A 21,555-nucleotide genomic window follows, 5' to 3' on the forward strand; every position below is an offset into this window, starting at 1 on the left:
AACCCGGGAGCGCGGTCCTGCCGGGCCCGGGGTGCCTGCCGCACGCCTGTTCGCGGGGCCGTGGCCTCCCTCGATCGCGTCGATCCGCTCGTGACGGCGAGGTCGCCGTTCGTCAGTGATTCGGTGCCGGTCGTGCGCGATCGATTGTCAGGCCCGGCGTCGGCGAAGAAGGTGGGCGAAGACAAACCGAGTTCAGGTCACGGCCGCTGCCAGGGGCCGAATTCGAGGGAGGACGTGTGTTCGTTCATTGCCTCGGAGTGGCGGCGGGCGGAGGTTTTCCGCAGTGGAATTGCGCATGTGCCGGATGCCGTACTGCCAGAGCGAAGCCCGAGGTCGCGACGTTGCACGCCGGGATCGCGGTTTCCGGAGACGGTGACCGGTGGTTCCTGCTCAACGCGACCCCGGACGTCCATCACCAGATCGCGGCGGATCCCGTATTGCATCCGGGCCCGGAGATCCGGGCGACGCCGGTCGCCGGTGTGCTCCTGACCGACGCGGAGTTCGATCACACGATCGGCCTGCTGATGTTGCGCGAGGAGTCGTCGCTGAAGGTCTACGGGACCTATCCCGTACTGGAGGCGCTGAGCTCGTGGTTCCCGGTCCGGGAGCTGCTGAGCGACTACGCGGACATTTCCTGGTCCCTGCTCGAAATCGGCAAGCCGCTGGAGCTGGACGACCGGCTGGTGGTGACCGCCTTCCCGACCGGTTCCAAGGCGCCGCGCTACGTCGGGAATTCGCGGCATTCGCCGCATCGCGACTCGTCGTCGGCGTGGGAGGTGGGCTTCCGCCTGCAGGACAAGGTGACGGGTGGAATCGTCGTGTACGCGCCGACGCTGCCCCGATGGGACGCGAAGTTCGCCGAGCAGGTCGCTTCGGCCGATTGCGTCTTCCTGGACGGTACATTTTGGACGGACGATGAGATGTCCCGCGAGGGTGCGGGAAACCGGACCGGAAGGTCCATGGGGCATATGCCCGTCGGCGGCGCCGACGGTTCGGCCCGAGCGCTGGCGGCGCTCCCGGCGAAACGGAAGATCTACACACACATCAACAACACCAACCCGATTCTCGACGAACGGTCCGGCGAGCGGCAATGGCTGACGAGCCTGGGTATCGAGGTCGGTCGAGCCGGCTTGGAGGTGGAAGTATGAACGCTTGGTCCGCGGAGGAGTTCGAAGCACGGCTGCGGTCGATCGGGGAGAAGCGGTACCACCATCTGCACCCGTTCAACGAACGGATGCACTCGGGATCGCTGACCGAGGAAGAGTTCCGTGGCTGGGTGCGCAATCGCTTCTATTACCAGATGAACTTGCCCGTGAAGGACGCGTTCATTCTCACCAAGCTGCCCGGCAGTGCGGACCGCCGCCGGTGGATTCAGCGCATCATCGATCACGACGGGCGAGAAGGAACCGAAGGCGGCATCGAGAAATGGGTGCGCCTCGGCGAAGCCGTCGGTCTGAGCCGCGAAGAACTGTTCGACGTCGACACGGTGCTGCCCGGAGTGCGGTTCGCGGTCGATGCCTATGTGGACTTCTGCCGCCGGAAGCCGTGGCTGGAGTCCGTGGCGTCGGCGCTGACGGAACTGTTCGCGCCGGATCTGCTCAGCAGGCGGATCACCGACGTCCGGCAGCACTACCCGTGGATCGCCGAGGAAGGCCTGGAATACTTCCGGGCGCGGCTGACCCAGCAGCCCAAGGACATCGCACATCTGCTCGAACTGGTGCTGGAGAACGCCAAGTCCAGGGAGCAGCAGGACGCGTGCGCCCGGGCTCTGGAGTTCAAATGCGATGTCTTGTGGTGCCTGTTGGACGCCGTGCAGTTCGCGTACGGCAAGGGTTCGTGATGGACGACAGCGATCTGGCGGCCACTCCCCGGCTGGCGACGAAGGCGATGCTCAAGCACGACAGTGTCCGCGGCGTGGAGCTTCTCCTGTTGCCGGAGCGTGTCGTGCTCCTGAACAAGTCCGGGGCGGCGATCCTCGGCCTGTGCGACGGCAGCCGGACCGTGCGGCAGCTGGTCGAGCAGCTCGAGCAGGAGTTCGAGGCGACCGATCTGGTGAACGACGTGATGACGTTCCTCCGTGACGCGAGCGGACGGGGCTGGGTGGTGGTCACATGAACGGCACCCCACAGCCGTACGGCCTGCTTGCCGAAGTCACGCACCGGTGCCCGTTGCACTGCGTCTACTGTTCGAATCCGTTGGAACTGCGCGAGCGGGAGGACGAGCTCGGGACCGACGAGTGGGTGCGGGTGATCGGCGAGGCGGCCGGGCTCGGCGTCGTACAGGTCCACTTTTCGGGAGGCGAACCCCTCGTCCGCGGCGATCTGGAGACGATGGTCGCCGAGTGCCGCCGTCGCGGTCTGTACACGAACCTGATCACCAGCGGTCTCGGGTTGACCGAGGGGCGGGCGGAATCGCTCGTTTCGGCGGGCCTCAACAGCGCCCAGCTGAGTATCCAGGGGGACGCCGCCGAGTCGACGGACCTGGTCGCGGCGAGCAAACGGTTCGACAAGAAGGAAGCGGCCGCGGGCATCATCCGCGACGCCGGGCTGCCGTTGAACATGAACGTGGTCCTGCACCGGCTGAACCTGCACCGGCTGGACGCGATCATCGACGTCTGCGTGAAATGGGGCGCCGAGCGGCTGGAACTCGCCAACAGCCAGTACTACGGCTGGGCTCTGCGCAACCGCGAGCTGCTGATGCCGAGCAAGTCCCAGCTGGACGAGGCCGTCGGCGTCTACGAACGCCGGAAGGCCGAGCTGGCCGGGCAGATGGAAATGCTCTGGATCCTGCCGGACTACTACGAGCCCTACCCGAAGCCGTGCATGGGCGGCTGGGCGCAGAACGCGCTGACCGTCGCGCCGGACGGCGTGGTCTATCCGTGCCCCGTCGCCGCGGAGATCAAGACGTTGGAGTTCTCCTCCGTCCGCGACCACGACCTCGAGTGGATCTGGTCGAAGTCCGCCGCGTTCGAGGCGTACCGGGGTACGGAGTGGATGCCCGATCCCTGCCGCGGCTGCCCTCGCAAGGAGCTGGATTTCGGCGGCTGCCGATGCCAGGCGTTCGCACTGACCGGGGACGCGGGCCGCACCGACCCGGTGTGCCAGCACTCTCCGGACCACCACCTGGTCGAGTCGGCCCTCGTCCGTGCCAACCAGGGGGACGCCGCGGCGAACGGCGAGGTGATCCGCGAGCAGCTCGTCTACCGACGGCCGACCGTCTCGGCACGAAAGCGATGACCGCGTGTCCTCCGGAGGTCGTGCCGCGGCCGGAAGCTCCCTGACACGGGACGAAGCCGCGGCGCGGTCTGCCGCGATCTTCGGTGTCCAGTACACAGTGGACCTCGATGTGACACTGGGGGAGCGGGAGTTCGCGACGACCACGGTGGCCCGCTTCCAGGCCCGGACCGGGAGCCGGCCCGTCTTCCTCGACTTCGCGGGAGCGGTCGAGTCGGTCGAGTGCAATGGCCGTGCGCTGGGGCCGGACGCGCACGACGGAACGCGCGTCCGGCTGGAGGTGCGGCCCGGCGCGAACACGGTCAGAGTGGCCGGTACCGCGCCGTACTCGCGGACCGGCGAGGGGCTGCACCGGTTCCGCGACCCGCTCGACGGCCACGTCTACCTGCACACCAAATTCCAGCCTTTCGCGGCGCACAAGGTGTTCGCCTGTTTCGACCAGCCCGATCTGAAAGCCACGGTCGAATTGACCGTCACTGCCTGCGACGAGGCCGTGGTGGTCGGCAACACCGACCCCGTCGAGCTGCGGCAGCTCTCGGCCGGAAGGCGGAGGGTGTGGCGGTTCGAACCCACGCCACCGCTGCCGCCGTATCTGGTGGCCTTCGCCTCCGGCCCGTTCCGCCGGCTGAGTTCCTACCATCGCGGAGTGCCGCTGGCACTGTACGCGCGGGATTCGCTCTTCGAAGAACTCACCGTGGACGCGCTCGAGTTGCTCGACGTGATCGGCCGCGGCCTCGACTTCTACCGTGAGTTGTTCGACCTGCCGTACCCGTTCACCAAGTACGACCACGTCTTCGCGCCCGAATACGCGTTCGGGGGAATGGAACACCCTGGCTGCGTCACGCTCAACGAGCGGTTCCTGTTCCGGCACCGGGTCACCGGCGACAACCGGCGGCGGCGGGCCGAGGTGCTGCTGCACGAGATGGCGCACATGTGGTTCGGCGACTACGTGACCCTGCGCTGGTGGGACGACCTGTGGCTGAACGAGGCGTTCGCGGAGCTTATGTCGATCGTCGCGCAGCGCGACGCGACGTGGTACGGGGAAGGCTGGACCGCGTACGCGCATCACGCCCTGCCGGTGGCCCGGCACGCCGACCGGCTGCCCACCAGTCACGCGATCCGGGTCGAAACCGCCGACACCGACGCCGCGCGGGTGAACTTCGGCCCGATCGTCTACAAACGAGGCGCCGCGGTCCTGCGCGACCTCGCCGGGCGCCTCGGGTGGGAGACGTTCATCGCCGGGGTGCGGACGTACCTGCGGGCACACGCGTGGGGAAACGCCTCCCTCGACGACTTCGTGGCTGCGCTGCGACAGGTGTCGGACGAGGATCTGGATCGCTGGGTGGACGAATGGCTGCTGCACCCGGGTGTCAACACGGTCGAGGTGTCCCGCCTCGCGGCCGGTGACCGGCTGGTCCAGCTTCCCGATCCGGGCGTCCGGCCGCGTCACCTGAATCTCCGCGTCGCCGCCTTCGACGACCACGACGGCAAGCTGGTGCTGCGGCGGCGCGCGCCCGTCGTGCTCACCCCCGGCGGGCCCGAAGAGGGACTCGGCGTATTCGGCGGCCCTGACCTGCTGGTGCCCAATGACGACGCGGTATGCCATGTCAAGGTCAGGCTGGATCCGCGATCCCGCCGGACGGCCTTGCGTGCTCTGTCCACTTTGGACGAAAGGCGGGCGCGAGCGGTCGTGTGGGGAGCATTGTGGGACGACGTGCTCGACGCGCGATTGCCCGCACGAAGCTACGCGACGGCCGTTCTCACCCACGGCGTAGGTGAGAACGACGACGGCGTCCTGGAGGCGCTTCTGGAGCGTGCCGTGCAGGCGGTGCGGGTCTACGGTGACCCCGCCGATCGGCGCCGGGCGCTCGAAGTCCTGGCGCGTCGCGTCCGCGAGCAGCTGGCGGGCGCCGCGCCGGGCGGAGATCGGCAACTGGTGTTCGCCCGTGTCCTCGTGGGGATCGCGCCGGCCGACGGCCACGGCCTGCTGAAGGAGATCGTGTGCGGACGGTCTCCCTGGGCCGGACTGGAAGTGGACCGGGACCTCCGGTGGCGGAGCCTGTTCCGCCTCGCGGCGACCGGCTGCGACGTCGGCGGGCTGCTGGACGTCGCGAGGGGAGCCGATCCGGGGGACAGTGGCCACCGGAACGCCTTGATGGTGGAAGCTGTGCGCCCCACCGTCGCGGCGAAGGACGAGGCGTGGGCGAGGTTGTCGGGCGACGCCCTTTCTCTCGCGGAAAAGAAGGCCGTCATGGCGGGGTTGCGGGAGCCCGGGCAGGAGAAGCTGCTGACCCGGTACGTGGACCGTTACCGGCGGACGCTGGAGGGTATGGCGGACAACGCCAGGCCTGAGTTCGTGGTCGCGTTCGCCCGCGCGCTCTACCCACGATTCACCGACGACGAGCACCGAGTGCTTACGGAAATCGATGAGTTGCTGGGATGCGGGCTGCTTTCGGAAAACGTACTGAAGGCGGTCCGGGAGGAGCGGGCCGAACTCCTTCTCATCCGAGCCGCGAGAGCGTGTGACGCGGCACTCTGACGGCGATCCCGGAGAACGAACGGCGGCGAACCGTGAACGAATGGGGTCTTCGCTGTCACGAAAGGGAGAGTGAGCCCGTTTACAGCCGTCTCGGCTGCCTCTTCGGCCCGTAAGTGGCCTGGTGCACACCGTTCGTGCTCGGGTGCCGGGCGTTCGTGCCGGACGGATTGACCACGCATTCCGCTCCCCGCAGGCTCGTCCCACAGCACGGGGCGCCGGTGGCGGCCAGCACTTTCCCGGCGTCCCGTGCGAACCGAACGTGGTGACCACACGCGACAACGCGACGAAGTCCGGAGTGAGAGGTGAAACCGTGGTTCTTCCGTCAAAGATGCCTCAGCTCGCAGACCTCGATCTGCTGCTCTCGGTGGAAAGCCACGGGAGCGTAGGAAAAGCCGCGCAAGCGCACAGCCTTTCCCAGCCCGCCGCCAGTATCCGGATCAGCGCGATGGAACGGCGCCTCGGACTCAAGCTGCTGGAGCGCTCTCCCGCCGGTTCGAAACTCACCGAAGACGGGGAGATGCTGGCGAAGTACGCCCGCAATGTCATGCAGGCGGCGAGAGAGCTGCTCGAATTCGGTTCCGGAGCGAGGTCTTCCGAAGCGAAACGGCTCCGGATCGCGGGCAGCCCGGCGGTTTCCGAGCACTTGATCCCCGAATGGCTGAACCGCTCGGGTTTCTCGTTCGGGGAGGCACGCGTCGAAGTCCAGACGGGCAGCGTGGAGACACTGCACCGGCTGATCCGCGCGAGCCACGTCGATCTCGCGTTCATCGACGGCTGGTGCCATGCCGGAGGGCAAGGGCGGGAACAGTCCCGCGAGGACCTAATGACCCGGTACATCTGCGACGACAAGCTGGCCGTGGTGGTCGGTTCGAGGCATCCGTGGGCGGCGAGGCACAGCCCCTTGACGGTGTCAGAGCTGGCGGCCGCTCCGCTCGTGCTGCGCGAACGCGGCTCGGGGCTGCGCGAATTCACCGACGAACTGCTGGGAACCGCACGTGCCCCGCGCGGCTACGTCGAATTCCCCTCCAGCGGCGCGATCAAGCAGGCGGTCGCGAACAGCAGGCGGGTGACCGTGCTGAACGTCTCCACCGTGCGGTCCGAACTCGCGGAAGGACGGCTGCATCTGGTGACCGTCGACCAGGAGATGCCGGCCAAACCCATTTACGCGACTTGGAGCGAACGCCGCGGTCTCCCGGACCACGCGAAGGAACTGCTGGAGATCGCGGTGTCCAAGGGCAGCCCGTTGCCGCAGGTCGTCGTGCCGGGGCAGAAACCGCGGACGGTCGACTGGCGGAAGCGAAAGCACTCGCGAGAGCCCAGCTTGGCGGTCGACGGACACGGATTAATGACCTGAATCAAGCCTCTCGCCGAAATGTCACACCATCCGGTGTCCGATACAGGAGGAGCAACAGTAGATGTCAGCCCTGAACAAGATCGCGCGCACGATGGTCTCCGGCAGGCGCGGTATCCTCGCCGCCGACGAGAGCATCGGGACGATGTCCGCCAGGCTGGAGAAGGTGGGCGTCGAAGCGACCGCGGAAAACCGCCGGGTGTACCGGGAACTGATCGTCACGACGCCTCGGCTCTCGGAGTCCGTCAGCGGGATCATCCTCGCGGACGAGACGTTCCACCAGAAGGTGACCGACGGGCGCACGTTCCCGCGATTCCTCGACGACATCGGGATTCTCACCGGGATCAAGGTCGACACGGGAGCGAAGCCGCTGGCGGGGTCGCCGGAGGAGAAGATCACCGAAGGCCTCGACGGCCTGCGTGAGCGAGTGTCCGACTACGTGCGGCTCGGCGCGACGTTCGCCAAGTGGCGGGCGGTGATCACGATCGGCGAAGACGAGCCCTCGGCCCGTGCGGTGCGGGCGAACGTGCACGCCCTGGCGCGGTACGCCGGTCTCTGCCAGGAGGGCGGCCTGGTCCCGATCGTCGAGCCCGAGGTCCTGATGGACGGGGACCACTCGCTGGAGCGCTGTCGTCAGGTGACGACCGCCGTACTGGAGTCGTTGTTCGAGGAACTCGATCTGATGCGGGTGCAGCTCGACGGCATCGTCCTCAAGCCGAACATGGTGGTCGCCGGGACCGGTAGCCCGGAGCAGCCCACGGTGGCCGAGGTCGCCAAGGCGACGGTGGAGACGCTGCGGGAAACCGTGCCGTCGTCCGTGCCGGGGATCGCGTTCCTTTCCGGTGGGCAGAGCCCGGAGGTGGCGACGCGGCACCTCGGGGCGATGCAGAAACTCGACCCGCTTCCCTGGGAGCTCACCTATTCGTTCGGACGGGCGCTCGTCGGGCCTGCACTGGAGGCATGGCGGGGCGACGAGGGCAACCGCGTCGCCGCCCAGAACGCGCTCTCCGAACGAGCGGTCGCGAACGCCGCCGCCCGCTAAAGCGTTCGCGACCGCTTGAAGGCGACCGGTCCGGTTACGCGGACAGCCGGGCCGGTCGCCCGCAGTGCTGTTTCCTTGCCCGGCCGAGTGGATTGAGAACGATGAAAACTCACGAATGGGACATCACCGGTCATCCGGGGATCGCGACAGAGGGCTCCGGTCAGGCTCTCGCGCTCGAACTCGTGCGCGTCACCGAGGCGGCCGCGATCGCGGCGGGCGGATGGGTCGGGCTCGGGGAGGACGACAGCGCCAAGACGGCCGCCACCCACGCGATGCGCGAACTCCTCGGGTCGGTGCGGATGCGCGGCGTCGTGGTGGCTACACCGGTCATGGTCACCGGTGAGGACATCGGGAGCGGGGACGGCCCGGCGTGCGACGTCGCCATCACCGCGGGCGACGGCGCGCTCTCGCCGGTCAAGGACGTGCCGTACTCCCTGTCGGCGATCGCGGTGGCCGAACGCGGTGCGTTGTTCGACCCCTCGCCGGTCGCCTCGATGGAGAAGCTGGCCGTCGGCCCCGACTGCGTCGACGTCGTCGACATCCGCCGCCCGGTGGCGGAGAACCTGCGAGCGGTCGCCAAGGCCAAGGACATCCGCGTGTCCGACGTCGTCGTCGCCGTGCTCAACCGGCCGCGGCACCGGCATCTCGTGCACGAAATCCGCGACGCGGGCGCGCGGGTCCATCTGCTGGAAGGCGGTGACGTCTCCGGCGCGATCGCGGTGGCACGTCCCGAGAGCCCGGTGGACATCCTGCTGGGCGCCGGGCGAGCGGCCGAAGGGGTCCTCGCCGCGGCCGCCCTGACCTGTTCCGGTGGCGCACTGCAGGTCCGGCTGCCGGAAGGGAAGGTCCTCCACACCGAGGACCTCGTGGGTGGGGAGAACATCCACTTCTGTGCCACGGGAGTGACCGGGAGCGAGTTGTTGCGAGGCGTCCAGTACCACTCCGGCCGCGTCACCACCCATTCCCTGGTGATGTCTTCGAAGCCGGAGACGGTGCGGATGGTGAAGTCCGAACGCCCGCACACCGGCAGGCGCCAGCAGAAGGGGCGCCGGACGGCATGACGGGTGATCCGCTCATCACGCGGTACCGCGGGCTGATCTGCGACCTCGACGGCGTGGTCTACCGCGGTCCCTCGGCCGTTCCCCACGCGGTGGAGACCCTGAACCGCGTGACGGCGGGGAGCATCCCGGTCGTTTTCGCGACCAACAACGCGTCTCGCCCGCCCGAGGACGTGAGCGACCATCTCCGCGGGCTGGGAGTCGCCCCGCAGGGCTGGTCGGTGGTCACCAGTTCGCAGGCGGCCGCGGCATACCTGGCGGAGCGTCTTGGGCGGGGAACGCCGGTGTTCGCGGTGGGAGGCCCGGGTGTCGCCCACGCTCTCACCGAGGCCGGGCTGATCCCGGTCCGCGTCGCGGATCTGGACCGCACGCCGGTCGAGGCCGTCGTCCAGGGGCTCGGAACCGACGTCACCTGGCGCGAACTGGCGGCGGTGGGCAGGCTCGCCGACGCGGGAGCCACCTGGGTGGCCACGAACGTCGACCTCACGTTGCCTACACTGTACGGGCGGGCGCCGGGCAACGGGGCACTGGTCGCCTTGGTACGGACCGCCACCAGCGCTTCCCCTTACGTGGTCGGCAAACCGCGGGCGGCCCTGTTCGACCTGGCGCGCATCCGGCTCGGTACCGCTCAGTCCGAGACCCTGGTGTGCGGGGACCTGCTCGGCACCGACATCGAGGGCGCCAACTCGGCCGGCCTCGACTCGCTCTTCGTCCTGAGCGGCGCCTCCCGCCTCCGCGATCTGGCCTTCGCTGAGCCGTCCGCGCGGCCGACCTACGTCGCCGCCGACTTGAGCGGGCTGCTCGCTCCCGGAAGGCCCCTGCGAGCCGGCGCCTCCGCCTCCGAGCTTGCGTTGGATGCCTTGTCCCGCATGCCGAACGCGGGCGGCAACGACGAATTGCTGCGGTCCGTCGTCACCACGGCGTGGGCCGTCCGTGACGCGGGCGGCGCGGTCTCCGACGATGACGGCCTCTGGGAGAAGATCGAACGACAGCTCGGGCTCGTCCCGTGACTGACCGGACGACACGTGTGATCAGACGGACGACACGCGTGACCGGATGGACGACACGGCCGCGGCCGGGGTTCCGTCGCGAGTCGTCAGCTTGAACACGGGTGTCGTCCATCCAGTCACGAGACCGATGTGACCGCTGCTGCAAGGGGCGTGGCCTTTACGGACACGCCACCCACGACGATCCGGTCATTTTCCCGGCAGGGAGGGCGCTTCGCCGGTGCGCTCGTAGTCGGACAGCAGATCGATCCTGCGCTGGTGCCGTCCGCCCTCGAATTCGGTGGCGAGAAACGCGTCCACGATGTGTTCGGCTTCTTCGAGCGTGTGCATCCGGGCGCCGATACCGGCCAGCAGCGCGTTGTTGTGCTGTCGGGCGAGTTTGGCGGTGTCCACGTTCCAGGTCAGCGCGGCGCGTGCGCCGGGTACCTTGTTCGCGGCGATCTGTTCCCCGTTCCCGGAACCGCCGATGACGATACCGAGGCTGCCTTCGTCGGCCACGACGCGCCGCGCCGCCTCGACACAGAACGGCGGATAGTCGTCGTTCGCGTCGTAGACCGCAGGGCCGACATCGATCGTTTCGTGGCCGAGGGCGGATAGCCTTTCGACGAAGTGGTTCTTGAGTTCGAGTCCGGCGTGATCGGAGCCAAGGTAGATTCGCACGTCGGCAGTTTAATCCCGGATTCGCGGATCGGCGGATCGCAAATCGGCTGATCGCCATCGAAAAGCCTTATAGGGCACGGTGAGGTTCTTATGGGCCCTGGGCGCCCCCGGCCTGGGCGGGCCCACTTCCCCTTAGCGGGAGCTGTCCTCCCTGGCTGGGGCAGGTGCGGTGCCGCGGCCGTCCGTCCACCCGCCCATCCCGTTCGTGGGCTCCAGGACGCCGTTCGGCACCGGTTGCCACCCAGTGGTTCAAGGTCGGTTGCCCCGGCTTCGTTAAATCGAGGATGCTCTTTCATAGCCGCGAAATTTCGTGAGTTGGTCCTCGAGTTTACGCGGATCACGTAAGCCCGGTTCGCCCCGTCGCCGGGCGTTGTCGACAGCGAGGAGGAAATATGAAGTGGGAAACTCCGGAGTACACCGTCGTCGAGGTGTGCGCTGAGGCCACCGGCTACTTCTACCGTGGCTGACAGCCGGGCCACCGGGCCCGTGCTGTTCGTTTTCCCGTAGTCGCGGCAGGTACCCGAAAGCCTCGTTTCGACTACGTCGGCGTTGACGCAAGGCCCCGGATCGGAAACCGCGATCTCACGGGGCCTTGCGTCACGCCTTTTTTCAACCCGCTCTCCTCGGTCACCCTGTATGCGCTTTCGAGGTGGTTCAGATGTCTCTTGAATTCCTGCCGCTGCTCGCGCTCGCCTTCGGGCTCAGTCTCGACAACTTCCGCTCGGCGATCGCCATCGGGACGATTCCATTCGGCTGGCGGCGTGCCTTGCAGGTCGCCCTCATCTTCGGGATATGGGACGCGCTGGGCCCGCTCCTGGGGGGATTTCTCGGTAGCTACCTCGGTGATTTCCTCGGGGATTGGGCGGAGTACATCGGTGCGGCGGCGCTGGGGTTGTACGGCGTGTACTTCATCGTCGGGGCGATCCGTAATCCGGAGCCGGAAGACATGGATCATCCGTGGGTGACCCTGTTCGGCATGCCGTTTTCGCTGAGTATCGACAATTTCGTCGCGGGCGCCGGGCTGGGGATCGCCGGTTTCTCCCTCGTGGGCCCGATGCTGACGTTCGGCGCCATGACGGTGGTCATGTCGTTCGCCGGTCTGTACGTCGGGAGGATGGCCGCCAAGGTCGTCCGGATCCGGTCCGATCTGTTCAGCGGGATCTCCTTGCTCAGTGCCGCGATCCTGCTGCCACTGGTCTTCGGCTGAGAGGTTACGTCCTAGGCGGCGATGGCACTTGGGGAGGCGACGATGCCCGAGAATCCCGATACCCACGTCTACCGGACCTACGACAAGGTCCTGGGCGAGACCAAGCAGTCCCGGCGGCGAAATCATCCGGCGGCCGGCGGTGACGCTACCGATTGGTGGCCGGACCGGGTCGACTTGACGGCCTTGCGCCGTCGCCCCGCGGACGACCCGTTGTTCGCGGACTTCGACTACGCCGAGCAGTTCAAGACGCTGGATCTCGGCGAACTGGCGCGTGACATCGACGAAGTGCTGACGACGTCGCAGGACTGGTGGCCTGCCGACTTCGGGCACTACGGTCCGCTCGTGCTGCGCATGGCCTGGCACGCCGCGGGCACCTACCGCGCCACCGACGGCCGAGGTGGTGCGAGCGCGGGAATGCAACGCTTCGCCCCGTTGAACAGCTGGCCGGACAACCGCAATCTGGACAAGGCCCGCCGGTTGTTGTGGCCGGTGAAGAAGAAGTACGGACGCAAGATCTCCTGGGCCGACCTGATGGTTTTCGCCGGCAACCGGGCCTTGGAATCCATGGGGTTCAAGACTTTCGGGTTCGGCGGCGGCCGGGCCGAGGTCTGCGAAGCCGACGAGCTGTACTGGGGTCCGGAACGCAAGTGGCTCGCCGACGAACGCCACAGCGGCCTGCGCGAGCTCGACGAGCCGCTGGCGGCCGCCGAGATGGGGCTGATCTACGTCGATCCGCAGGGCCCGGCCACCAATCCCGACCCGGTGCTCGCGGCCCGCGACATCCGGGCGACCTTCAAGCGGATGGGCCTGAACGACGAGGAAACGGTGGCGCTCATCGCGGGCGGGCACACCTTCGGCAAGACGCACGGCCCGGCCGACCCGAACGTGACCGGTGGCCCCGAGCCCGAGGCCGCACCGCTCACCGATCAGGGGCTGGGCTGGATGGGCGGATGCCGCAGCGGCGTCGGGGCGGACACGGTCACCAGTGGCCTGGAAGGGATGTGGACGCGCACGCCAGTCCACTGGGACCACACGTTCTTCGAGACGTTGTTCGAGTACAAGTGGGACGTCGAGCTCAGCCCGGCCGGTCTGTGGCAATGGATCCCGAGCGACGGCCAAGGCGAGGGCACCGTGCCGGACCCGTTCGACCCGGACACCAAACACCACCCGGTCATGCTCACCACGGACCTCTCGTTGCAGGAGGATCCAGTCTACGAAACGATCTCGCGGCGTTTCCTGGAGCACCCGGATCAGTTCGAGGACGCCTTCGCGCGGGCGTGGTTCAAGCTGACCCACATCGACATGGGCCCGCGCCGGCGTTATCTGGGGCCGCTCGTCCCGGCCGAACGGCTGATCTGGCAGGACCCGGTTCCGGAGATGGACCACGAACCGGTGGACGACGGCGACATCGCCGTCCTCAAACGGGAGATCCTCGGCTCCGGCCTGACGGTGGCGCAGCTCGTGAAGACGGCGTGGGCGTCGGCTTCGACGTACCGCGACAGCGACAAACGCGGCGGCGCGAACGGGGCGCGGATCCGGCTCGAACCGCAGCGCGGCTGGCAGGTCAACGAGCCCGAGCGGCTGGCTGTCGTGCTGTCCGAGTTGGAGGCGATCCAGCGGCGCTTCAACGAACCCCAACGGGGAAGCAAGCGAATCTCGCTGGCCGACCTGATCGTGCTCGGCGGTTGTGCAGCGGTGGAGCACGCCGCCGCGGCCGGTGGTCACGAGATCGAGGTGCCGTTCCGGCCCTGGCGTACCGACACGACCCAGGAATGGACCGACGTCGAGTCGTTCGAAGCGTTGCGGCCCAAGGCGGACGGCTTCCGGAACTACCTGGGTGACGGTTTTTGGGCGGCGCCGGAACATCTGCTGATCGACCGGGCGAATCTGCTGACCTTGACCCCGCCCGAGATGACCGTGCTGATCGGCGGGCTCCGGGTGCTCGGTGCCACCTGCCGAGGTTCCTCGATGGGGGTGCTGACCTCGTCGCCGGGGGTGCTGACGAACGACTTCTTCGTCAATCTGCTGGATATGAGGACGGAGTGGGTTCCGAGGCGGCACCAGGAGGTTTGGACGGCGATCTACGAAGGCCGTGACCGAATCGACGGTGAGGTGAAGTGGACCGCGAGCCGGGTCGATCTCATTTTCGGATCGAACTCCGAATTGCGGGCGCTTTCGGAGGTCTACGCGAGCGAGGACGCGGGCGAGAAGTTCGTCCGGGACTTCGTCGCGGCCTGGGTGAAGGTCATGGAACTCGGCCGTTTCGATCCGCAAGGGAGTCGTTGAAAGTGTTTCATGACAAGGGTTTTCCGGCGCGAAAGGGCACGAACGGTACCTACCGTCTTGCGAACGGCGGAGCCGGGACGGTCGGTGGCGACGGATATCGGAATGGCATTTCCAGGGGTAGGGTTCGAACTCGTTACAGAGGTCAAGCGCCGGATACGAACGTCGATTTCGTGTAGGCGATATTTCAGTGAATCTGTCGAAATAAGCATTTCCTGCTGACGAGGAGGTGAAGTCCGATGACGATTGCCCAGGAACGAGAAGATCTCCTGGCCGAGATCGGCGGACAGAACAGGGCCACCATCGGTGCCGTGCTCGGATCCGGAAGCATCGCCAAGGCGACCGAGCGTGCCGACGGGACGATGGAAGCGACCATCCGGATCCCTGAGGACGCGATGACGTGGGAGCCGGGGGTCCTGATCCTGCCGCACGGCGGAATTCTCGAGCTGACGATCATCAACGACGACAAGAACACCCACGCCTGCCTGCTGCCCAGCAACGGCGACAAGCAGTTCATCGGCCTGCTGAACCACTCCAAGGGCACCGCGACGCTCGAACTCGACGGCCCAGGCTGCTACTGGTACGGCTCGCCCGCGGGTAACGACGAGGGCCGGGGCTTGACCGCTGCCATCGTCGTGACCGGCGAAGTCCCGCCGGAAGCCAAGCTCGACCGACCCGCCCAGCCGCGGCCGTAGAAAGGCAGGAATCACCATGACTCTCGAGTATGTCGACGCCGGGAAGGCGTTCAACCACAGTCAGCTTTCCAACCTGCCGCACAGTGCGCCGGACGTGACGCGCGGTATCAACTACGAGCGCATCCTCCAGGCGCGCAGCGAATCGCACAACTGGATCACCTACTACGGCGACTACGACGGCAAGCGGCACAGCCTGCTCGACGAGATCAACGCCGACAACGTCAAGAACCTGAAGGTCGCCTGGATCTTCCAGGCGAGCGCGACCGGCATGATCGCCTCCACCTCGACCTACGCCTTCGAGGCCTGCCCGCTGGTGGTCGACGGTGTCATGTTCGTCACCGGCTGGGACGGCTGGCTCTGGGCGCTCGACGCGAAGACCGGCGAGCAGCTTTGGCGCTATAAGCACGCCATCCCCATCGACGTCACGCTGTGCTGCGCCAACGTCAACCGCGGGTGCGCGGTGGCCAACGGCAAAGTCTACATGGTGACCCAGAACGCCCAGTTGGTCGCGCTCGACGCCACCAACGGCCGGAAGATCTGGCAGAAGACCATCGGTGACGTGCGGGCGGGCGAGAGCGCTTCGATCGCTCCACTTGTCATCAAGGACTTTCTTATCACCGGTTCCGCCGGCGGCGAGTACGGCGTCCGCGGGCACATCGACGCCTGGGACCTGGAGACCGGCGAACAGCGCTGGCGCACCTACACCGTGCCTAAGCCGGGTGAGCCAGGCTCGGAGACCTGGCCCGCCGACGGCGAGGCATGGCAACGCGGCGGGGCGAACCACTGGGTCACCGGAACCTACGACCCGGAGCTGAACCTCTACTACGCGGGCACCGGGAACCCGGCTCCCGACTTCGACGGAGAGGTCCGTGAAGGGGACAACCTCTACACCGACAGCGTGGTCGCGCTGGACGTCGACACCGGCGAGATCAAGTGGCACTACCAGTTCACCCCGCACGACCTGTGGGACTACGACTCCACCATGGAGATGACCCTGTTCGAGCGGGACGGCAAGAAGCTGCTGGCCCACTTCGACAAGAACGGGTACATGTTCGTACTCGACCGCACCAACGGCGAACTGCAGCACGTCACGCCGTTCGTCGACCGGATCGACTGGGGCGTCATCACCCGCGACGGCAAGGTGACCCCGCGGAAGTACCCGGACAAGGAAGGCGAACCCTGCCACTTCTTCCCCGGCCCCGCCGGGGCGAAGGAATGGACGCACGCGTCGTACAACCCAGACCTCGACCTGTTCTACGTCCCGGTCGCCGACGTGGGCGCCACCGCCACCCGGCGTCGTCGCGAGTTCAAGGAGGGCATGCCCTACTGGGGAGCCGCCGTCGAAGTCGACATCGACAACATGGCCGGGTCGGTCAGCGCGTTCGACTCCCACGGTGAGGAGAAATGGCGCCACCGGCTCAACAACATGCCGATGGCCGCGTCGACCCTCAGCACCGCGGGGAACGTGGTGTTCGCCGGCACGCCTTCGGGTGAGTTCCTGGCACTGAATTCGGAGACGGGTGAGAAGCTCTGGAGCTTCCAGTGCGGCAGCGGTCACCACAGCAGCCCGAGCACCTTCACCGTCGACGGCAAGCAGCACGTCGCGGTGCCGGTCGGCTGGGGTGGCTGGCTCGAAGGCATCGTCCCCGGCCTGTCCGGTCAGGGGCACGGCGCCGCGTTGATCGTTTTCTCCCTGTGACAGGGGATCTTCACTGAGGTACCGGCCGGTGGCCGGGTCGCTCCGGCGGCCCGGCCACCGTTTCGGTGTTTCGGCCGACGGAGGTGGAACGATGAACCAGGCCAACCAGGAACGGTTGCCGTGCCTGTACTGCGGGGAGCGTTACGGACCGGACGACGTCGCGCGGCACACCGAGCCGGTGCATTGCGGGCGCTGTATCACGTGCGTCGACAAGCCCGAGTGCTTCGAGTGCCGTCTCATGTACTGCGTCTGCGACGTACACCGGTACCGGGGCTGACCCGGGTCGCGCCGGTCAGATCTCCAGTGCCCGGCGCACCATCGGCGCGTTCCGCCGGGAAACCGGCACCATGGTCTGTTCCCGGTCGTCCATGACCAGGAACAGTTCGCCCTTGTAGCGCCGTTCGACCTCCCGGATCCGGCTGAGGTTCACCACGTACTGGCGGTGCACCCGGAGGAATCCGGAATCGCTCAGTTCGGTTTCGAGCCGGTCGAGGCCCGGCGAGGCGGAGCGCAACAGCCCTTGGTCGGTGGACAGCCACACGTCGTTGCCGTCCGACTGTGCGAAGGAGACCTCGGGGAGCCTCAGCAGGACCATGCGGTTCTCCCGCGTCGCGACCATCCGATGCGGCTGTGCGCGAAGAGGGGAGTCCTCGACCGTCCGCTGCACCGGATCCCCTTCGGACACGCCGAACGCGACGATGTTGCCGATCAGGTGCCCGGACAGGAACACCGGCCGGAAGCTGATCGACGTCGGGTCGTTGGCGAGCCGGGTGCGGATCTGTGTCGAACCGGCCCAGCCGGGATGGCGGGTCGCCTGCGCGGCGGCGTATTCGGCCGCCCGGATGAACTCCGGCAGTTCCGGCTTCCAGCGGACCGCGGGATCGGGGGCCGGCGTGGAGCCCGGGATACCGAGCAGCACCCCCGCGGTGTCGTCCGCGAGTACGACCCGGCCCGCGGGATCCACGGCCGCGAGCGGAGCACGCGAGCCGGCCCTGCTGTGGTTGAAGGCGGCGATCAATTCGGCGCCGTCGTCCTTGGCGTGCTGACGCAGGATGCGCTGGGTCTTCGCGGCGGCGTTGCCGAGCCAGGTACCCACGGACCCGGGGAGCTCGCCGCGCCAGCACGAGATGTTGAGCACGGCGACCGGCTTCCTGGTCACCACGTCCCGTACCGCCACTCCGGCACAGGTCCAGTCGTGGAAGGCCTCGCACCAGTGTTCAGCGCCGCGGATCAGGACGGGGGCATAGGACATCAGCGCGGTCCCCATGCCGTTCGTCCCGGTGGCGCCCTCGGCCCAGCAGAACCACGGCGCCAGGTTGGCTTCGGCGGCGACGGCGCGCGTGGCCTGGTCACCCCACTGGGCCAGTACCCGGCCGGAGGCGTCGGTGATGGTCACGATGCCACCGAGGGTGTTGACCTCGTGCGCCAGCGAGGCGGCGCGGAAGCCGAGCTCGGCGATCACGACGTCGTGCTCCAGCGCGTGCCCCACCTCGGCGACGGCCGCCGGGGCCTCGGTGAGGCGCGGGTCGACCCCGTACTGGTCACGGCACCGGTTCCAGGAGATCGCGATCTCCGGCCGCACGCCACGGAGGTCGTCCTCACCGCGCGCGAACCGTTCCCACGCTTCACGCACAGTCGAGTCTCCGCGACTGTGCGTGGCCTGCCCGGGCCGGCGTACCTGTGCCATCTGAGACCGCCTTTGGTCTGGTGCCTGCCCGGATGGCAGACGCCCGTCCGGTGCCGATGACTGCTCGCGTATCGGGCCGGGTCGCGTCCCTTGCCCGACGCCGGAAGCTAAACTTTCGCCGGATTCGAGGGCAAGCGGCCCGGGACGAGTGCGGGTGAACGACCTACGAACGGTCGTCAAGCGATGACCAACGGCGGCCGTCGGCTCATCAGCGGTCGAATCGTTTCCGCGCCGCGGAAATCGTGTATCTCTAGTTAGCGCGAAGTAAGGCGGACCTGTGCCGCGAAAGCCACCCGCGCGGCACCTTCTGCCTTGCCTCGCAATAAGTGAAGATAGTTCCGGTTTCCGCTTCGGGCAGGTGACTCGATCAAGACGACGGTGTATTCGGGGAATTCCCGGACGGTCGACGGTAAATCGCGGACCCGTCCCTTTTGGACAATAATTTGCCTGCGGTTAACCGTGGGAGGGGTTCATACGCTCGGCGGCTGGGTACCTCCCGTGCTGGTCGCAGCTCGCCGATCAGGTGGTTCTACAACAATGTTTCCAAACGCTGAGAATGTGTATTGAAATCTCGTGTCGCATCGGGTTACCTTGTTTCCTCTGCCACTGCCCGGAGGTCCCAGGAAACCCCGGTGCGCGGGCGACAAGGAGGTCGCGATGACCGGGAGAGTGCCGCCGCTCGTGATCGCATCAAGTCGGCCCGGCAGACGTGACCACGTCTCCGATGGTTCGCTGGTGACCACGTCCTCGGCGAGAGAAGTGGCCCGCGCGTGGGAGAACTTCGCCTCGGGTGAGGACATCGAGACGGGTGTCCGCCCCGAAATCCTCGCGTCGTGGTACCGATGCAGGGATCGGTACGAAGTGGACCGGAGACTCGACGTCGCGCCGGGAGCGACAGGCGACGACGCCCAGCGGGCCGACAACGGCGTGATCTTCACCGCGCTCGGCGGTCTCGGCGCGTTGGCCGGTCAGGAAGTCGAACAGGACGGCGCAGTCGTCACCGTCACGGACGGGAACGGACGGGTTCTCGGCGCCTGGGGCGATCCCTCCGCCCGGCGGCGAGCCGAGCTGCACAACCTCGCCCCGTGGTCCTCGTGGTCGGAGGAATGTACCGGCACGAACGGGATGGGGACTTCGCTCGAAGTGTCCGGCCCGGTGACGGTTACGGGGCCGGAGCACTGGTGCGAAGCCTTTCATCAGTGGGCGTGTGCGGGCGTTTCGATCCGGGACATCGTGACCGGCGCACCGGTCGCGTCGATCAACATCTCCCGCTGGAACGCGTCGCTGTCCAAGTTCGTGCCGCCGTGGCTGACGAAAGCCGTCGCGTGCGTCGAGCAGGAGATCTATCGGCGCGCGATCTACGAAGCGGACAAGGTGATCGCCGAATTCACCAAGGAAAGCCCCCAGGACGGCGGTTCTTTCCTGGCCATGGACCGCGGCGGGAACATCATCGCCGCGAACGAATCGGCTGTCGCATTGCTCGGGCTGACCGGAGAAACGCCCATCGTGGCGGGGGCGACCGAACCGGCGGAGCGCTGGACCCCGGACATCCCAGGGCTTCCCGACGTGGTGCGGTGGGCCAAGAAACAGGCACAGGGAAGTGCGCAGTGGAGCGGCTACGCGCGTCTGCCGGTGTGCCCCGGCGAGGAAGCGACCTCCTTGACGCTGCGTTCCGTCGTCGACTCGAATCACGTGGTGGGCCTGCTGTGCGCGTTCGGTGTGCAGGAAGGCGAAGCCTACGACGGAAGTTCCGACGACGTGATCGGTTCACTGCCTCGCTGTGTCATCGGGATGCGGAAGGACCGGCTGGTACTGCTGGCCCCGTCGGAGATCCGCTACGCCGAAGCCGACCGGAACATCGTCTGGCTGGCCACGGAACGAGGCCGGATCCAAGCCGCGACCCGCGGCCTGGACAACGTCGAGCGGATGCTGACACCGCACGGGTTCCGCCGGGTGCACCGGCGGTATCTGGTCAACCTTCGCCGGGTGGCCGAGCTGGAACGCGGTATCAAGGGAGAACTCTTCCTGATCACGGATTCCCGTTCTCCTGAACTGGTTCCCGTTTCGCGGCGCCATGCCCCGGATCTCCGGCGGATGCTCGGAGTGTGAAAGCCGGGTCTCGGAGCCGGCGTGCCGGCCGGACTCCGAGACCCCGCTTCCGGAATCGGTCACCTCGCCGGTGGCCGGTTCGGACTCGCCGACGGGAGCCGGCTGTACCCCGAGTGTCCGGTCGTGAGTGGCGATTCGTGTTCTCTTGAGGGGTATGGCAAAGGTGGCGTGTCCGACACCCTCTCCCGAACCGACGTTGCGAAAGCCACCTTCGCCTTACCCCCACCGGCACCCGAATCGGCACTTGCGACCCACCTGATCAGCGGTCAGGCGCCCCGCCCTGAAAGGGCTTCCACCTGGCCGCGCAGTCCTTCCACGGCCCTCGCGGGGTCCTTGGCCGCGTAGACGGCGGAACCGGCGACGAAGCAGTCGACCCCGGCCTCGGCCGCCTGTTCGATCGTGTCGGTGTTGATGCCGCCGTCGATCTCCACCACCAGGTTCAGGTGGCCGGTGTCCACCATCGTCCGTGCCTTGCGCACCTTGTCGAGTACTTCGGTGATGAACTTCTGCCCGCCGAAGCCGGGCTCCACGGACATCACCAGCAGGGTGTCGTAGTGTTCGAGCACGCCGAGGTAGGGCTCCAAGGGCGTGTTCGGTTTGATCGCCAATCCCGCTTTCGCGCCCGCGGCCCGCAGGTTCTTCGCGAGCATGACCGGGTCTTCGGCGGCCTCGACGTGCACCGTGACGTTGTAGGAACCCGCTTCCGCGTAGCCGATCGCCCACCGGTCCGGCTTCTCGATCATCAGATGGCAGTCCACCGGGATGTCGGTGGTGGCCAGAATCGACTGTACGACCGGTAATCCCAGGGTCAGATTCGGCACGAAGTGCGCGTCCATGACGTCCACGTGCAGCCAATCCGCGCCGCGGCCGGGTTTTCCTTTCACCGCGGTGATTTCGTCGGCGAGCCGGGCGAAGTCGGCGGAAAGGATGGACGGGGCGATCAAGGGATGTTTCGTCACGACATCGAGCGTAAGCCTCCCGGGAG

General features: G+C 67.3%; 18 protein-coding genes. 15 read left to right on the forward strand and 3 right to left on the reverse strand.

The features are described from left to right. The first annotated feature begins 257 nt into the window (after positions 1-257). The 9 genes from pqqB (at position 258) to ACFVM3_RS37945 (ending at position 10,233) form a co-directional block, all read left to right on the forward strand. Positions 258-1,148, forward strand: coding sequence for a pyrroloquinoline quinone biosynthesis protein PqqB (gene pqqB, locus ACFVM3_RS37905; RefSeq protein ID WP_378444681.1), 891 nt, complete (start codon positions 258-260; stop codon positions 1,146-1,148). After that, on the forward strand, positions 1,145-1,840 hold the full coding sequence (gene pqqC / locus ACFVM3_RS37910; RefSeq protein WP_378444665.1) for a pyrroloquinoline-quinone synthase PqqC: 696 nt from the start codon (positions 1,145-1,147) through the stop codon (positions 1,838-1,840). Before pqqB ends, pqqC begins: the two co-directional genes overlap by 4 nt. Then, a complete protein-coding gene (gene pqqD, locus ACFVM3_RS37915; RefSeq protein ID WP_378444666.1) occupies positions 1,840-2,115 on the forward strand; it encodes a pyrroloquinoline quinone biosynthesis peptide chaperone PqqD in 276 nt (91 codons plus the stop codon). The genes pqqC and pqqD overlap by 1 nt, the downstream gene beginning before the upstream one ends. After that, positions 2,112-3,236 carry a pyrroloquinoline quinone biosynthesis protein PqqE gene (pqqE, locus tag ACFVM3_RS37920; protein WP_378444667.1) on the forward strand — a complete coding sequence of 375 codons (1,125 nt, stop codon included), beginning with the start codon at positions 2,112-2,114 and terminating at the stop codon, positions 3,234-3,236. Before pqqD ends, pqqE begins: the two co-directional genes overlap by 4 nt. A 4-nt stretch (positions 3,237-3,240) precedes the next feature. Further along, positions 3,241-5,772, forward strand: coding sequence for an aminopeptidase N (gene pepN / locus ACFVM3_RS37925; protein ID WP_378444668.1), 2,532 nt, complete (start codon positions 3,241-3,243; stop codon positions 5,770-5,772). Between the two features lie 328 nt (positions 5,773-6,100). Beyond that, entirely contained in the window at positions 6,101-7,126 is a 1,026-nt protein-coding gene (locus tag ACFVM3_RS37930; protein ID WP_378444669.1) for a LysR family transcriptional regulator, read from the forward strand. Between the two features lie 61 nt (positions 7,127-7,187). After that, a complete protein-coding gene (locus ACFVM3_RS37935; RefSeq protein WP_378444670.1) occupies positions 7,188-8,165 on the forward strand; it encodes a class I fructose-bisphosphate aldolase in 978 nt (325 codons plus the stop codon). 101 nt (positions 8,166-8,266) lie between these two features. Then, positions 8,267-9,226, forward strand: coding sequence for a fructose-bisphosphatase class II family protein (locus ACFVM3_RS37940; RefSeq protein ID WP_378444671.1), 960 nt, complete (start codon positions 8,267-8,269; stop codon positions 9,224-9,226). Beyond that, entirely contained in the window at positions 9,223-10,233 is a 1,011-nt protein-coding gene (locus tag ACFVM3_RS37945) for an HAD-IIA family hydrolase (protein WP_378444672.1), read from the forward strand. Before ACFVM3_RS37940 ends, ACFVM3_RS37945 begins: the two co-directional genes overlap by 4 nt. A gap of 186 nt (positions 10,234-10,419) precedes the next feature. Here the strand turns inward: ACFVM3_RS37945 and ACFVM3_RS37950 are convergent, their stop codons facing one another. Beyond that, entirely contained in the window at positions 10,420-10,890 is a 471-nt protein-coding gene (locus ACFVM3_RS37950; RefSeq protein WP_378444673.1) for a ribose-5-phosphate isomerase, read from the reverse strand. Between the two features lie 658 nt (positions 10,891-11,548). Here ACFVM3_RS37950 and ACFVM3_RS37955 point away from each other — a divergent pair. From ACFVM3_RS37955 to ACFVM3_RS37975, 5 genes are all read left to right on the forward strand, one after another. Continuing rightward, a complete protein-coding gene (locus ACFVM3_RS37955) occupies positions 11,549-12,097 on the forward strand; it encodes a manganese efflux pump MntP family protein (RefSeq protein ID WP_378444674.1) in 549 nt (182 codons plus the stop codon). Between the two features lie 42 nt (positions 12,098-12,139). Continuing rightward, positions 12,140-14,383, forward strand: coding sequence for a catalase/peroxidase HPI (gene katG, locus ACFVM3_RS37960; protein WP_378444675.1), 2,244 nt, complete (start codon positions 12,140-12,142; stop codon positions 14,381-14,383). Positions 14,384-14,619: 236 nt separating this feature from the next. Further along, positions 14,620-15,075 carry an MSMEG_3727 family PQQ-associated protein gene (locus ACFVM3_RS37965; RefSeq protein ID WP_378444676.1) on the forward strand — a complete coding sequence of 152 codons (456 nt, stop codon included), beginning with the start codon at positions 14,620-14,622 and terminating at the stop codon, positions 15,073-15,075. A 16-nt stretch (positions 15,076-15,091) separates the two neighbouring features. Continuing rightward, positions 15,092-16,774, forward strand: a complete 1,683-nt coding sequence (locus ACFVM3_RS37970; protein ID WP_378444677.1) for a PQQ-dependent dehydrogenase, methanol/ethanol family — start codon at positions 15,092-15,094, stop codon at positions 16,772-16,774. Between the two features lie 91 nt (positions 16,775-16,865). Beyond that, the gene (locus tag ACFVM3_RS37975; RefSeq protein ID WP_378444678.1) at positions 16,866-17,051 is read left to right on the forward strand and encodes a recombination activating protein 1; all 186 of its coding nucleotides are present in this window, start codon (positions 16,866-16,868) and stop codon (positions 17,049-17,051) included. Positions 17,052-17,066: 15 nt separating this feature from the next. Here the strand turns inward: ACFVM3_RS37975 and ACFVM3_RS37980 are convergent, their stop codons facing one another. Beyond that, positions 17,067-18,407, reverse strand: coding sequence for a LytTR family transcriptional regulator DNA-binding domain-containing protein (locus ACFVM3_RS37980; RefSeq protein ID WP_378444679.1), 1,341 nt, complete (start codon positions 18,405-18,407; stop codon positions 17,067-17,069). A gap of 711 nt (positions 18,408-19,118) precedes the next feature. Between ACFVM3_RS37980 and ACFVM3_RS37985 the strand changes: the two genes are divergently transcribed. Further along, a complete protein-coding gene (locus ACFVM3_RS37985; protein WP_378444680.1) occupies positions 19,119-20,570 on the forward strand; it encodes a LytTR family transcriptional regulator DNA-binding domain-containing protein in 1,452 nt (483 codons plus the stop codon). 266 nt (positions 20,571-20,836) lie between these two features. Here ACFVM3_RS37985 and rpe read toward each other — a convergent pair whose 3' ends face one another. Then, positions 20,837-21,514 carry a ribulose-phosphate 3-epimerase gene (rpe, locus tag ACFVM3_RS37990; RefSeq protein WP_378444682.1) on the reverse strand — a complete coding sequence of 226 codons (678 nt, stop codon included), beginning with the start codon at positions 21,512-21,514 and terminating at the stop codon, positions 20,837-20,839. Positions 21,515-21,555 lie beyond the last annotated feature (41 nt).

Source organism: Amycolatopsis sp. NPDC057786 (assembly GCF_042797905.1).
Classification (GTDB): Bacteria; Actinomycetota; Actinomycetes; order Mycobacteriales; family Pseudonocardiaceae; genus Amycolatopsis.

Coding starts and splice junctions, on each gene's coding strand:
- ACFVM3_RS37965 (WP_378444676.1), top strand. CDS start 14,620: ATGACGATTGCCCAGGAACGAGAAGATCTCCTGGCCGAGATCGGCGGA.
- ACFVM3_RS37970 (WP_378444677.1), top strand. CDS start 15,092: ATGACTCTCGAGTATGTCGACGCCGGGAAGGCGTTCAACCACAGTCAG.
- ACFVM3_RS37975 (WP_378444678.1), top strand. CDS start 16,866: ATGAACCAGGCCAACCAGGAACGGTTGCCGTGCCTGTACTGCGGGGAG.
- pqqE (WP_378444667.1), top strand. CDS start 2,112: ATGAACGGCACCCCACAGCCGTACGGCCTGCTTGCCGAAGTCACGCAC.
- pqqD (WP_378444666.1), top strand. CDS start 1,840: ATGGACGACAGCGATCTGGCGGCCACTCCCCGGCTGGCGACGAAGGCG.
- ACFVM3_RS37985 (WP_378444680.1), top strand. CDS start 19,119: ATGACCGGGAGAGTGCCGCCGCTCGTGATCGCATCAAGTCGGCCCGGC.
- ACFVM3_RS37955 (WP_378444674.1), top strand. CDS start 11,549: ATGTCTCTTGAATTCCTGCCGCTGCTCGCGCTCGCCTTCGGGCTCAGT.
- ACFVM3_RS37930 (WP_378444669.1), top strand. CDS start 6,101: ATGCCTCAGCTCGCAGACCTCGATCTGCTGCTCTCGGTGGAAAGCCAC.
- pqqC (WP_378444665.1), top strand. CDS start 1,145: ATGAACGCTTGGTCCGCGGAGGAGTTCGAAGCACGGCTGCGGTCGATC.
- ACFVM3_RS37945 (WP_378444672.1), top strand. CDS start 9,223: ATGACGGGTGATCCGCTCATCACGCGGTACCGCGGGCTGATCTGCGAC.
- ACFVM3_RS37935 (WP_378444670.1), top strand. CDS start 7,188: ATGTCAGCCCTGAACAAGATCGCGCGCACGATGGTCTCCGGCAGGCGC.
- ACFVM3_RS37940 (WP_378444671.1), top strand. CDS start 8,267: ATGAAAACTCACGAATGGGACATCACCGGTCATCCGGGGATCGCGACA.
- katG (WP_378444675.1), top strand. CDS start 12,140: ATGCCCGAGAATCCCGATACCCACGTCTACCGGACCTACGACAAGGTC.